General features: G+C 71.5%; 8 protein-coding genes. 3 read left to right on the top strand and 5 right to left on the bottom strand.

Translation table 11 applies throughout. The features are described from left to right. Positions 1-80 precede the first annotated feature (80 nt). From AC27L4_RS09595 to denD, 3 genes are read left to right on the top strand one after another with little or no spacing between them, the layout of a single operon-like run. Complete coding sequence (locus AC27L4_RS09595; RefSeq protein ID WP_487141862.1) at positions 81-1,976, top strand: sugar ABC transporter ATP-binding protein; 1,896 nt, start codon at positions 81-83, stop codon at positions 1,974-1,976. Between the two features lie 11 nt (positions 1,977-1,987). Beyond that, on the top strand, positions 1,988-2,986 hold the full coding sequence (locus AC27L4_RS09590) for an ABC transporter permease (protein WP_487141861.1): 999 nt from the start codon (positions 1,988-1,990) through the stop codon (positions 2,984-2,986). 38 nt (positions 2,987-3,024) lie between these two features. Continuing rightward, positions 3,025-4,002 (top strand): D-erythronate dehydrogenase, encoded by a 978-nt coding sequence (gene denD / locus AC27L4_RS09585; protein ID WP_487141860.1) that lies wholly within the window; start codon positions 3,025-3,027, stop codon positions 4,000-4,002. A gap of 157 nt (positions 4,003-4,159) precedes the next feature. Here the strand turns inward: denD and AC27L4_RS09580 are convergent, their stop codons facing one another. From AC27L4_RS09580 to AC27L4_RS09560, 5 genes are read right to left on the bottom strand one after another with little or no spacing between them, the layout of a single operon-like run. Continuing rightward, entirely contained in the window at positions 4,160-4,762 is a 603-nt protein-coding gene (locus tag AC27L4_RS09580; protein WP_487141859.1) for a hypothetical protein, read from the bottom strand. A gap of 43 nt (positions 4,763-4,805) precedes the next feature. After that, positions 4,806-7,919 (bottom strand): efflux RND transporter permease subunit, encoded by a 3,114-nt coding sequence (locus AC27L4_RS09575; RefSeq protein ID WP_487141858.1) that lies wholly within the window; start codon positions 7,917-7,919, stop codon positions 4,806-4,808. Then, the gene (locus AC27L4_RS09570) at positions 7,916-11,032 is read right to left on the bottom strand and encodes an efflux RND transporter permease subunit (protein ID WP_487141857.1); all 3,117 of its coding nucleotides are present in this window, start codon (positions 11,030-11,032) and stop codon (positions 7,916-7,918) included. Before AC27L4_RS09570 ends, AC27L4_RS09575 begins: the two co-directional genes overlap by 4 nt. Next, the gene (locus AC27L4_RS09565) at positions 11,029-12,309 is read right to left on the bottom strand and encodes an efflux RND transporter periplasmic adaptor subunit (protein WP_487141856.1); all 1,281 of its coding nucleotides are present in this window, start codon (positions 12,307-12,309) and stop codon (positions 11,029-11,031) included. Before AC27L4_RS09565 ends, AC27L4_RS09570 begins: the two co-directional genes overlap by 4 nt. Continuing rightward, positions 12,309-13,766 (bottom strand): efflux transporter outer membrane subunit, encoded by a 1,458-nt coding sequence (locus AC27L4_RS09560; RefSeq protein ID WP_487141855.1) that lies wholly within the window; start codon positions 13,764-13,766, stop codon positions 12,309-12,311. Before AC27L4_RS09560 ends, AC27L4_RS09565 begins: the two co-directional genes overlap by 1 nt. Positions 13,767-13,865: the final 99 nt, after the last annotated feature.

Genomic DNA, 13,865 nt, shown 5'->3' with positions numbered 1-13,865 from the left:
GCCGGGGCGCGGGCGGCTTCATCCTTCGTCGTCATGCATGGCCGGGCCGCTGCCCGGCCGTGCCTTCGTGGAATCCGCCGATGCCTCCCGCCAACCCGACCGCGGACGGGACGCCGCTGCTCACCGCCGGCGGCGTCGTCAAGACCTTCGACCGCACCCGGGCGCTCGCCGGGGCCTCATTCGAGCTGCGCGCCGGCGAAGTGCACGGCCTGCTCGGCGCCAACGGCGCCGGCAAGTCGACCCTGTCGAAAGTGATCTCCGGCCACGTGATTCCCGACGAGGGCCGGATCGTCTATCGCGGCCAGCCGATCCGTCTGCGCTCGACCCGCGATGCGCTCGACATCGGCATCGCCATCGTCATGCAGGAGACCAGCCTGGTCCCGGACCTGTCGGTGGTGGAAAACATCTTCCTGCCGGAGTTCGGGCGCAAGGGGCGCCTGTCCTATCCGGTGCTGCGCCGGCGCGGCGAGGAGCTGCTGGAGACGCTCGGCCAGGCCGGCGCCCTGCCGCTCGACATGGAGGTGCGCCGCCTCTCGGCCGCGCAACGCCAGCTGGTCGAGATCGCCAAGGCGCTCGGCGTGCAGGCGAGGCTGATCATCTTCGACGAGCCGACCGCCTCCCTCAGCCCCGGCGAGGTCGACCGGCTGTTCGGCATCATGACGCGGCTGCGCGCCGCCGGGAACGGCCTGGTCTTCGTCTCCCATCGCCTGGAGGAGGTGTTCGAGATCACCGACCGCGTCACCGTGATGCGCGAGGGCCGCACCGTGCTGCCCTCCTGCGCCACGGCCGCGCTCACCCAGGCCGAGCTGATCCGCCACATGGTCGGCCAGGATGTCGGCAGCATCTATGCGCCGCGCACCTCGATCTCGGGCGCCGGCACGCCGACCGTGTTCGAGGTCGCCGGCCTCCAGGCGCCCCCGGCGGTACGGGACGTTTCGTTCAGCGTCCGCCAGGGCGAGATCCTCGGCCTCGGCGGCCTTGTCGGCGCCGGGCGCTCGGAGACCGTCGAGGCGATCTTCGGCCTGCGGCCGCGCGTCGCCGGCACGATCCGTCTGGCCGGCAAGGTGATCGATCCGCGCCGGCCGGCCCAGGCGGTGAAGGCCGGCATCGGCTTCGTCGCCGAGGATCGGCGCAACCAGAGCATCGTGCCGGACCTGTCGGTGAAGGAGAACCTGCTGCTCGCCCATCTCGGCGCGCACCGGGGCTTCGGCCTCGGCTATCGCAGCCGCGAGCGCCAGGTCGACGCCCTGCTGCAGAGCCTCGGCCTGCCGGCCGACCGGCTGCTCGACGCCAACATGCTGAACTTCTCCGGCGGCATGCAGCAGAAGATCATCATCGCCCGCTGGCTGCTGCTGGAGCCGCGGGTGCTGATCCTCGACGAGCCGACCAAGGGCGTCGACATCGGCACACGCGCCTCGATCTATGCGCTGCTGCGCGACATCGCCGCCAGGGGCGTGGCCGTGGTGCTGGTCTCCTCCGATTTCGAGGAACTGCTGGGGCTCTCCGACCGCATCGTGGTGATCAGCGACGGCCAGAGCATCGCCGACCTGCCTTCGGCGCTGCTGGACGAGGAGAAGCTGACGCTGCTGGCGGCGCCGCGCACCTCCATGGCCCGCAACACGGCCGTGCTGAAATCGCTCACCGCCGAGGCCGGCGGCGCCGGCTTCTGGGCCCTGCTCGACGGCGAGCGGCTGATCTGCCTCAACATGGTCGTGGCCGACAAGGCGGCCGATCCGGGCTTTGCCGCCGGCGAGGCCCGGGCCTTCGCCGACACCGGCATCGGCACGGCGCTCCGCCGCCGCGACGACGCCTTCGTGCCCGAGCCGGCGGGCGGGCGCTCGACCATGCTGGTGCCGCTGCGCAACAGCCGCGGCCATGACCTCGGCTGGGTCGGCCTGACGCTGCCGGTCGGCGCGCCCACCCCACCCCCCGAGGAGGTCCGGCGCCGCGTCGAGACCCTTGCGACAACCTTGTGAAGGGAGCCCCGATGTCCCGCTCCACGGACAGCCCAGCGACGCTCCGGCCGGCATCGAGCCCGATGCGCCGCGGCCTCACCGCCCTGACGCAGCGCCTCGAGGTCCGCATGCTGGTGCTGGCCCTCGCCCTGGCGGTCGTGCTGTCGCTGATGTCGCCCTATTTCCTGACGCGCACCAACATCTTCAACGTGCTCGACCAGTCCGTGGTGATCGGCATCGTCGCGGTCGGCATGACCTTCGTCATCCTCACCGGCGGCATCGACCTCTCGGTCGGATCGGTGGCGGGGCTGACCGGGATCATCCTCGGGCTCAGCGTCCAGCACATGCCGCTGGAGGCGGCGATCCTGGTTGCGGTGCTGGCCGGCGCGGCCATCGGCCTTCTCTCCGGCTTCCTGATCGCCTATTGCGGCCTGGCCGCCTTCGTGGTGACGCTCGGCGTGATGGCGATCGGGCGCAGCCTCGCCTACATCCTCTCGGGCCAGACCGCACTCTCGACCATCCCGGACCGCATGTCGGCGATGGTCTACACCAGCGTGCTGGGCATTCCGGCCAATGTGCTGTTCCTGGCGGCGCTCTATCTCCTGGCCTGGGCCTACCTGACCTGCACCAAGGGCGGACGGATCATCTACGCCGTCGGCTCGAACAAGGAGGCGGCCCGCGCCGCCGGGCTCAACGTCCTGTTCTATTCGATCCTGCCCTACGTCGTCTCCGGCGCGCTGGCGGCAGTGGCCATCACCTTCTCCATCGCCCGCATCCTGTCGGCCGATCCGCTGGCCGGCAACATGATGGAGCTGGACGCCATCGCCGCGGTGGTGATCGGCGGCGCCAGCCTGTTTGGCGGGCGCGGCTCGATCATCGGCACCCTGATCGGCGTGCTGATCATGGTGATGATCCGCAACGGCCTCAACCTGCTGGGCGTCTCGCCGTTCTGGCAGGGCTCGGCCATCGGCTCGATCATCATCATCGCGCTGCTCATCGAACGCGTCGTCAGCCAGCGCGTCGGCCGCTGACGCCGCGCTCCTCCCATGTCCTGAAGGAAAGAAGGCCCATGCACATCCTGATCCTCGGCGCCGCCGGCATGGTCGGCCGCAAGCTGACCGACCGTCTCGTCGCCGACAAGGCGATCGACGGCCGCGAGATCACCGCGCTGACCCTGGTCGACGTGGTCGAGCCGGCGGCGCCGGCCGGCTTCTCCGGCAAGGTCGCGACCGTCACCGCCGACCTCTCCGCGCCCGGTGCCGCCGCCGGCCTCGTCGCCGGCCGGCCTGACATCATCTTCCACCTCGCGGCCATCGTCTCCGGCGAGGCCGAGGCCGATTTCGAGAAGGGCTACCGCATCAATCTGGACGGCACGCGGGACCTCTTCGAGGCCGTCCGGGCGGAGGGCCTGCGCGCGCCCTACCGGCCGCGCCTCGTCTTCACCTCGTCGATCGCCGTGTTCGGGGCGCCGTTCCCGGACAAGGTGGCGGACGAGTTCTTCCAGACGCCGCTGACCAGCTACGGCACGCAGAAGGCGATCGGCGAGCTGCTGCTCGCCGATTACAGCCGCCGCGGCTTCTTCGACGGCATCGGCATCCGCCTGCCGACGATCTGCGTCAGGCCGGGCAAGCCGAACAAGGCGGCGTCGGGCTTCTTCTCCAACATCCTGCGCGAGCCGCTGGCCGGGCAGGAGGCGGTGCTGCCGGTGTCGGAGGAGGTGCGGCACTGGTTCGCCAGCCCGCGCTCGGCCGTCGGCTTCCTCATCCATGCGGCGAGCGTCGACCTCACCCGCGTCGGGGCGCGGCGCAACCTCAACATGCCCGGCCTTTCGGCCACGGTGGGCGAGGAGATCGAGGCGCTGCGGCGCTTCGCCGGCGACAAGGCGGTGGCGCTGATCCGCCGCGAGACCGACCCGATCATCGAGCGGATCGTCGCAGGCTGGCCGCGCGACTTCGAGACGCAGCGGGCGCTCGACCTCGGCTTCCGGGCCGAAACCTCGTTCGACGACATCATCCGCGCCCATGTCGAGGACGAACTCGGCGGCTGACGGCGTCGGCCGCGACGCCGGAGCGGCTGTCGCGGCTTTCGCCAAAATCGACGCTGCCCGGAGTCATGCGTGCAGGCAGGTTCGGGAAAACCTGCCTGCACGTCGGGGCGCCGGGAGAAGAAGCGGTTGGCGTCGCGGCGAAAGCCGGCCCGGCCGCTCAGTAATTGCAGCCGTCGTCGTAGCCGCCATATCCGTAGCCGCCATAGCTGCGTCGCGGAGCATAGGAGACGTAGCCCTCGTCCTGATAGTAGCGCACCACCTTGCGCGGCTTCTTCACGGGCCTGACCAGCTTCTTGACCACCGGCGGCGGGGGAGCCGCGGCAGGCTCCTCAGCCGGCTCGGCCGGGGCCGGGGCCTCCGCCACCACCGGCGGCGGCGCGACCTTGGGCTGAGGCACGGCGGCGGGCGCGGGGGCCGGCGGCGGCGGAGCCGGCGTGTCGGCGGCGATGTCACCAGTGACGTCGGCCGGCTTGGGCTCGGCGGGCTGCTGCTGCACGAGATCCTTGGCGACGGCCTCGGCCGCCTTGGTGTCGACGACCTCCGGAGCGGGCGCGGGCGGCGGCGGGGGGGCCGGCTTGATCACCGGAGCGGCGAGCACCGGTGCCGGCGCCGCCTCGGCGGCAGCCACCGGAACGATCTGTCGGGTGCGGTTCGCCGCCGGCGCCGCAGCGCCGGGCTTGGAGGGTTCAGTCTGGGCGAAGGCGGCGCCGGTGGACATGAAGGCGATGGCGGCGACGGAAGCGACAAGCAGGATGCGCATGTGAGTCTCCGGGTCCCGAGGCTTGATTGATCCTGGGAGGAGACTAGGCAGGGCGGGCGGGGCCGGCTGTGCCGGTTGACACAAGGGGAGCCGGGGCGCGGGCCAGGCGCCGGTGCAGCCGGTCGAGCATCAGGTAGATCACCGGGGTCGTGTAGAGGGTCAGCACCTGCGAGACGATCAGGCCGCCGGCGATGGTGATGCCGAGCGGGCGGCGCAGCTCCGAGCCGGCCCCGGTGGCGACGATGAAGGGCAGGGTGCCCAGCAGGGCGGCGAGGGTGGTCATCAGGATCGGCCGGAAGCGCTCAAGGCAGGCCTCGAAGATCGCCGCCTCGGGCGAGATGCCGTGGCGGCGTTCGCGCTCCAGGGCGAAGTCGACCAGCATGATGCCGTTCTTCTTGACGATGCCGATCAGCAGGATGATGCCGATGAAGGCGATGATCGTCAGCTCGCCGCCGGTGAGCTCAAGGGCCAGCAGCGCTCCGAGCCCGGCCGAGGGCAGGGTGGAGATGATGGTCAGGGGGTGGGCGAGGCTCTCGTAGAGCACGCCCAGCACGATATAGACCGCCAGAAGCGCCGCCAGGATGACGAGGCCCTGGCCGCCCGAGGCGATGCGGGCCGCCGCCGCGTCGCCGGTGAACTCGGCGTGCAGGTTCGCCGGCAGGTGCATGCCGAGCACCGCCGCCGACACCCGGGCCGAGGCGTCTTCCAGCAGCACGCCGGGCGCCAGGTTGTAGCTGATGGTCACCGACGGATACTGGCCCTGGTGGTTGACCTGCAGCGGCGCCAGCGTGCGCTCGATCCGGGCGATGGCGGCGAGCGGCACCTGGGTGTCGTTGGCGCCGGGGACGTAGAGCCGGGTGATGCGCTCGGGGTCGCGGGCGAAGGCGGGGTCGGCTTCCAGCACGACGCGATACTGGTTGCGCTGGGTGTAGATCGTCTCGATCTGGCGCTGCGAGAAGGCGTTGTTGAGCGCGGTGTCGATGTCCTCGATGCGCACGCCCAGGCGAGCCGCCGCGTCGCGGTCGATCGTCACCGTCGCCTGCAGGCCGTTCGGCTGGCGATCGGTGGTGACGTCGACCAGGCCGGGCTCGCGCTTCAGCCGCTCCACGACCTTGGGGGCCCAGGCGATCAGCTCGTCGAAATCGGGGTCCCAGAGGGTGAACTGATATTGCGAGCTGGTGGAACGCCCGCCGACCCGGATGTCCTGCGGTGCGATCATGAACACGTTCATGCCGGCGACGCGGGCGAGGCGCTGGCGCAGCCGGTCGATGACCGCGGTGACCGGCGGCCGTTCGCCCAGCGGCTTCAGCGCGATCGAGAGCTGGCCCTGGTTGACGGCGCCCGACAGGCCGCCGCCGACGGAGGAGCCGACATTGGCCACTGCCGGATCCTCGCGCACGATCGCCGCCACCCGTGTCTGCAGCGCCGCCATGGCGGGGTAGGAGATGTCGGTGGAGGCCTGGGTGAAGGCCTGGATGAAGCCGGTGTCGTCCTGCGGCACGAACCCCTTCGGCACGGCCATGTAGAGCCAGACGGTGGCGGCGACGGTGGCGACAATGATCAGGAGCGTCAGCGCCCGGTGGTGCAGGACCGCCCGCAGCGACCGGCCATAGGCGCTGGCGAGCGCGCCGAGCCCACCGTCCACGAGGCGGTCGAACCAGGTCGACGGCCGCGCATCGGCGGCGCGCAGGCGGTGGGCGCAGATCATCGGCGTCACCGTCAGCGACACCGCCGTCGAGACGATGATGGCGAAGGCCAGCGTCAGCGAGAACTCGCGCAGGAAGCGCCCGACGATGCCGCCCATGAAGAACAGCGGGATGAAGGCGGCAAGCAGCGACAGGCTGATCGAGACCACGGTGAAGCCGATCTGCCGCGCCCCCTCCAGGGCGGCGCGCATCGGCGTCAGCCCCTTCTCCAGGTTGGCGTAGATGGTCTCGATCATGACGATGGCGTCGTCGACGACGAAGCCGACAGACACGGCGAGGGCCATCAGCGACAGGTTGTCGATGGAAAATCCGGCCGCCCACATCGCGGCGACGGCGCCGGAGAGCGAGAGCGGCACCGTCACTCCGGCGGCGAGGGTCGGGGCGAGGCGGCGCAGGAAGACGAACACCACAGCCATCACCAGCACGATCGTGGCGGCCAGGGTCCACTGCATGTCGAGGACGCTGGCGCGGATCGTCGTCGTCCGGTCGGTCAGCACCGCGATCTCGATGCCGGCCGGGATCAGCCTGGCGATCTCCGGCAGCATGGCCTTGACCGCGTCGACCGTGGCGATGACGTTGGCATCGGCCTGCCTGGAGATGCTGAGCAGCACCGAGGGGCGGCCGTTGAACCAGGCGTCCGAGCGGCGGTTGCGCACGCCGGCCTCGACCGTCGCCGCGTCGCCGAGGCGGATCATGGCGCCGCTGGCGGTACGCAGCAGGATATCGGCATAGTCCTCGGGGGTCTTCAACTGGCCGTTGGTCTCGATCGCCAGCATCGTCTCGGGACCGTCGATGGCGCCGAGCGGGGCCAGAACATTGGCGTTGACGATGGCGGTGCGGATATCCTCCAGCGCCAGGCCCATGGCGGCGATGCGGTCGGGATCGAGGCGCACCCGGATCGCCGGCTGGTCGGCGCCGCTGGCATTGACGCCGCCCACGCCCTCGACCTGGGACAGGCGCTGGGCGACGACCGTGTCGGCGGCATCGTAGACCGCGCTCGGTGCGATCGTGTCCGAGGTCATGGCCAGGATCAGCACCGGCGCCGCGGCAGGATTGAATTTTCGGAAGGTGGGCAGGGTCGGCAGGTCGCCGGGCAGGTCCGTGGCGGCCGCGTTGAGGGCGGCCTGCACGTCCTGCGCAGCGCCGTCGACGTCGCGGCTGAGGTCGAACTGCACGATGATGCGGCTGGAGCCGAGCGAGGAGGTCGAGGTCAGCTCGGTGACGCCGGCGATCGCGCCCAGACGCCGCTCCAGCGGCGCGGCGACGCTGGCCGCCATGGTGGCGGGGTCGGCGCCGGGCCGGCTGGCGGTGACCATGATGGTCGGCAGGTCGACCGCCGGCAGGCTCGCCACCGGCAGGACGTGGTAGGCGATCAGGCCCGCCAGCATCACGCCGATGGCCAGCAGCGTCGTGCCGACCGGCCGGCGGATGCAGGGGGCGGAGATGTTCATTCCACCGTCCCGTGGCCGATGGAGGCGGGCAGGGCCGGCGGCCTGGCGCGGGCGAAGCGGGCGCGCAGGTGCTCCAGGCCGAGATAGATCACCGGCGTGGTGTAGAGAGTGAGAATCTGGCTGAGGATCAGGCCGCCGATGATGGTGACGCCGAGGGGAATGCGCAGCTCCGAGCCTGTGCCGTGCTGAAGCGCCAGCGGCAACGCGCCGAACAGCGCCGCCAGCGTCGTCATCATGATCGGCCGGAAGCGCTTGAGGCAGGCCTTGACGATCGCCTCGCGCGGCGCGAGGCCCTCGGTCCGCTCCGCCTCCAGGGCGAAGTCGATCATCATGATCGCGTTCTTCTTGACGATGCCCATCAGCAGCACGATGCCGATCAGGGCGATGACCGAAAGGTCGATGCCGAGCGCCATCAGCGCCAGCAGGGCGCCGACGCCGGCCGAGGGCAGGGTCGAGAGGATGGTGACGGGGTGGATGGCGCTCTCGTAGAGCACGCCGAGCACGATGTAGATGGTGACGACCGCGGCGAGGATCAGCCAGGGCTCGTTGGCGAGCGAGCGGGCGAACTCCGCCGCGTCGCCGGAATAGCGTCCGGAGACGGAGCCGGGCAGGCCGATCTCGGCCTGCGCCCGGTCGACGGCCTCGACCGCGTCGCTGAGCGAGGCGCCGGGCGCGAGGTCGAAGCTGACGGTGACCGCCGGGAACTGCTCGTCATGCTCGATCACCAGCGGCGCGGTGCGGCGGGTGATGGCGGCGACGGCGGAAAGCGGCACCTGTGCATCGCCGGCGCCGGCGACATGCAGGCTGCGAAGGGCGGCGGAGTCGCCGAGATAGCGCGGCTGCGCCTCCAGGATCACCCGGTACTGGTTGGCCTGGGCGTAGATGGTGGCGATCTGGCGCTGGCCGAAAGCGTCGTTGAGGGCGTCGCTGACCGACTGCATGGAGACGCCGAGCCGCGCCGCCGTCTGGCGGTCGAGGTCGACGAAGATCTCGCCGCCGCCGTCCTGCGCCTCGGAGGCGACGTCGTGCAGGGCCGGCTCCAGGCGCAGGCGCGCCGCCAGCTTTTCCGCCCAGGCCGCGACCTCGGCAGTATCGGTGCCGGTCAGCGTGTACTGGTAGGCGGCCCGGCTGGCGCGGGTGCTGATCTGGATGTCCTGCGTCGCCTGGAAGGTGACGGAGACGCCGGGGATGTGGGCGGTCTGCGCCTGCAGGCGGCGGATGATGTCGGAAGCGGTGCCGGCGCGCCCGGCCCGGGGCCGCAGCACCAGCGTCAGGGCGCCGGTGTTCGAGGTCAGGTTGGTGGGGCTGACGCCGGTGCTGGTGACGACGCCGCGCACGTCGGCGTCGCGGCCGGCGATACCGGCCACTTCGGCCTGGGCCCGGTTCATCGCCTCGAAGGAGGCCGTCGGCTCGGCCTGGACCACGGCGGTGATCAGGCCGGTGTCCTGCGGCGGCAGGAAGCCCTTGGGGATGGCGACGTAGAGCGCCACGGTTGTGGCCAGCGTCGCCGCAGTCAGCGCCAGCATCAGACCGGACCGGTCGAGGGCCCGGAGCAAGGTGCGATGGTAGAAGGCGACGACGCGGTCGAGCCCGGCGTCGAGCCAGCGCACGGGCCCCCGGCCGCGAGCGGGCGTGGTGCGCAGCAGCCGGGCGCACATCATCGGCGTCAGGGTCAGCGACACCACCGCCGAGACCACCACGGCGATGGTCAGCGTCAGGGCGAACTCGCGGAACATCCGCCCGACGATGCCGCTCATGAACAGGAGCGGGATGAACACCGCGACCAGGGAGACCGTCAGCGAGATCACGGTGAAGCCGATCTCGCGGGCGCCGGCGAGGGCGGCGTCGAACGGGGTCTCGCCCTCCTCGATGTGGCGGACGATGTTCTCGATCATGACGATGGCGTCGTCGACGATGAAGCCGGCGCCGATGGTCAGCGCCATCAGCGAGAGGTTGTCGAGGCTGAAGCCGACAAGCCGCATCACGCCGAAGGTGGCGATCACCGAGAGCGGCAGCGTCACGCCGGCGATCAGCGTGGCGTTGAGGGTGCGCAGGAACAGGAGCACCACCAGGATCACCAGGGCGATGCTGATCACCAGCGTCATCTCGACGTCGTGGATCGAGGCGCGAATGGTCTCGGTGCGATCGTGCACCACCTCCAGGGAGACGCCCGCCGGAATGGCGCCGCGCAGCCGCGGCAGCGTGGCGAAGATGCGCTCGACCGTATCGATGACGTTGGCGCCGGGCTGGCGCAGGATGTCGATCACCACTGCCGGCCGGCCCTGATAGGTGGCCCCGACCCGGGTGTTCTCCAGCCCGTCGATGACGTCGGCCACGTCCTGGAGGCGCACCGGGCCGGTGCTGCGCTGGGCGATGATGATCTGCCGGTAGGCCTGCGTGTCGGTGATCTGGTCGTTGGCGGCGATGGTGTAGGACTGGTGCGTGCCGTCGAGCGAGCCCTTCGGCCCGGCGACGCTGGCATTGGCCACGGCGGTTCGCACGTCCTCCAGGGCAAGGCCGTAGCCGGCGAGGCGGGCGATGTCGGCCTGGATGCGCAAGGCCGGCCGCACGCCGCCCTGCACCTCGACATGGCCGATGCCGCTGACCTCGGCCAGGCGCTGGGCCAGCAGCGTGTCGGCGATGTCGCTGAGCTGGCGGATGGAATAGGTGTCCGAGCGCAGCGCCAGGGTGACGATCGGCGTGTCGGCCGGGTTCACCTTCGCATAGGTCGGCGGGTAGGGCAGGGTGCGCGGCAGGGTCGAGCCGGCGGCGTTGATGGCGGCCTGCACGTCCTGGGCGGCGCCGTCGATGTCGCGGTCGAGGTCGAACTGCAGCGTCACCTGGCTGATGCCGAAGGCGCTGGAGGACACCATGGTCGACAGGGCCGGGATCTGGCCGAGCTGGCGCTCGAGCGGCGCCGTGACCAGCGCCGCCATGGTGCCGGCGTTGGCGCCGGGCAGCTGGGTCGTCACCTGGATGGTCGGAAAGTCGACCTGCGGCAGCGGCGCGACCGGCAGGGAGAGATAGCCGAGCAGGCCGCCCAGCAGCACGGCGATGCCGAGGAGCGAGGTGGCGACCGGGCGCCGGATGAAGGGGGTGGAGACGCCGCTCATGGCGGCGCCGCGGCCGGCTGGCGGCGATGCCGGCCTCCCTCCGCCGCGGATGCCGGCGCCGCCGTCGAGTCGCTGGGCTCACCCTCGCCTTCGTCGGCGCCGGAGACCTGGACCTTGGCTCCGTCGGTCAGGCGGGCGAAGCCGGTGGTCACCACCTGGTCGCCGGCGGCGAGCCCCGCGGTCACCACCGCCCGGCGATCGTCCTGCTGGCCTACGGTGACGGGGTGGACGGCGACCGTCTGGTCCGGCTTGAGGCGGTAGACGAAGGTGCCGTCCGGGCCGCGCTGGATCGCCATGGTCGGCACCACGATCACACCCTTCAGCGTGTCGACCAGCAGCCGGGCATTGACGAAGGCGCCCGGCCACAGCGCCAGGTCCTCGTTGGGGAACACCGCCTTGAGGCGCACGGTGCCGGTGGTCTGGTCGACCTGATTGTCGATCACCTCCAGCGTGCCGCGGCCGGCGACCCCGCCGGCCTCGTCCAGAACCTCGACCGGCAGCGGCCCGGCCGCGCTGGCCTTGTTGATGCGCCCGAGCTGCTGCTGCGGCACGGTGAACAGCACGGCGATCGGCCTGATCTGGGAGACGGTGACGATCCCGGTGGTGTCACCGGCCTGCAGGAGGTTGCCCTCGTCGACCATGCGGATGCCGGTGCGCCCGTCGATCGGCGCGGTGATCACGGTGTAGCCGAGGGTGACGCGGGCGGCCTCGATCGCGGCGTCGGCGGCCTGCAGCAGGGCCTGCGTCTGCGCCACCACGGCGCGCTGGGTATCGGCCTGCTGCCTGGTCACCGAATTGCTCGCGACCAGGGCGGTGTAGCGCTCGAGGTCGCGCTTGGCGTTCTGAAGCGTCGCCTCGTCCTGCGCCTTCTTGGCCAGGGCCTGGTCCAACTGGGCGCGATAGGTCCGATCGTCGATCCGGGCCAGCACGTCTCCCTTCCTGACGTCCTGGCCCTCGCGGAAGCTGAGTGCGAGGAGCTGGCCGTCGACCTGCGGGCGCACGGTCACGGTGTTGAGCGGCTGGGCGGTGCCGACCCCGTCGACATGCACCGGCACGTCGGCGATCGCGGCGGGGGCGACCAGCACCGCGACCGGTCCCTGCTGCCCGCCGCCGAAGCGCCCGCGCCGGCCGGCCTGGCGCGGCGCCGGCTGCTGCTGCGTCGTCTCGGCGGTCTGCGGCGCCGGCGCGCGCAGCCAGCGGTCGCGCGTGAGGTAGGCGCCGGTGCCGAGCGCACCGACCAGGACGAGCGCCGTCAGGTTGCGACCGAGCCGCTTCATCACGACCGTCCCGGCGCGGCGTCGGGCTTGTCCCAGCCGCCGCCGAGCGCCTGGACCAGGGCGACGATGGCCTGGAAGCGCGACAGCCGTACCTCGACCAGGGTGTTCTCCGCCTGGAACAGCGTGGTCTGGTTGTTCAGCACGGTGGTGATGTCGATCGTGCCTTCGCGCAACTGCTGTTCCGACAGCCGGTAGGCGAGGCTGGCGCTCGTGACGACGTCGCGCTGCAGCGCCTCCTGCCGCGTCAGCTGGCGGATGGCGACCAGCGCCTTCTCGACATCGGCGAAGGCCGAGACCACGGCCTTGCGGTAATTGGCGAGGGCCTCGGCCTCCGCGCCCTTGGCCTGATCGAACTGGCCCTGCAGGGTGCCGCCGTCGAAGATCGGCTGGGTCAGGCCGGCGGCGATCGAATAGAAGGTGCTGGAGGGCTGCAACAGGCTCTTCAGCGCCAGGCTCTCGATCCCGCCCTGGCCGGTGAGCTGGATCGAGGGGAAGAACTGCGCCCGCGCCGCCACGACGTCGGCATGGGCGGCGGCGAGGCTTTCCTCGGCGGATCGGATGTCCGGCCGCCGCGTCAGGAGCTCGGACGGCAGGCCGGGCGTGATGCGCGGGCTGGCGAGACGGTCGAGGCTGCCGCCGGGGATCGACACCCGGGCCGGGGCGTGGCCGACCAGCACCGCCAGCGTCGCCTGGTCCTGGACGATCTCCTGCTCCAGCGGCGGGATCGAGGCTTTCTGCTGCGCCACCAGGCTCTGCTGCTGGGCGACGTCGAGGGCCGTGGCCGTGCCCGCGGCAAGGCGCTGCCGGATGACGTCGAGCACCCGGCCGGCGTTGACGACATTCCCGCGGGCGATGCGCAGGCGATCCTGCGTCGCCAGCATGTCGAAATAGGTGGTGGCCGTGCTGGCGAGGGCCGTGATCTCGACCGTGTCCCGGTCGAAGCGGCTGGCGCGGGCGCTGGCCAGGGCCGCGTCGAGCAATGCCCGGTTCTTGCCCCAGAAATCGATCTCGTAGCTGGCGCTGAGCGACAGGCCGTAGCTGGCGCGGCCGCGGCGCGGACCGGACGATGCGAGCCGGGCGCCGCGGGCGCGCGAGACGTCGGCGGCGCCGTCGAGCGTCGGCAGCAGGGCGGCGCCGTTGATCTCGGCCTGGGCGTCGGCCTGCCGGATGCGGGCGACGGCGGCGGCGATGTCGAGATTGCCGGTGCGCGAGGCTTCGACCAGGCGCGTCAGCTCCGCGGACCGGAAGCCGCGCCACCAGTCGGGCGACGGCGGCGCCGCGTCTGGTCTCGTCGCGGCCTGCCGGTAGCGGGCGGGGACATCGAGATTGGGGGCCGGCGCCGCGACGGTGACGCAGGCTGCGGCCATGGCGCCGAGACCGGAGACGGCGGCGAGCCGCAAGCCGGTGCCGGCTCGGGACTTGCCTCCGGCTGCCTCGCTCTGCGGCAGAAAACGCACGTCTCTACTCCCTGATCGCCGCCGTGTGAGCCCGGCCGGGCTCGCTTCGAACGCGGATCGCTCGGGAAGAGGTCTACCGGTTCCGCCGCCGGGTTGCTA

It is taken from the genome of Labrys sp. Lb11, assembly GCF_057554225.1.
The sequence above is the reverse complement of the archived record's forward strand: the minus strand, read 5'-3'. Positions and strand labels throughout refer to the sequence as shown.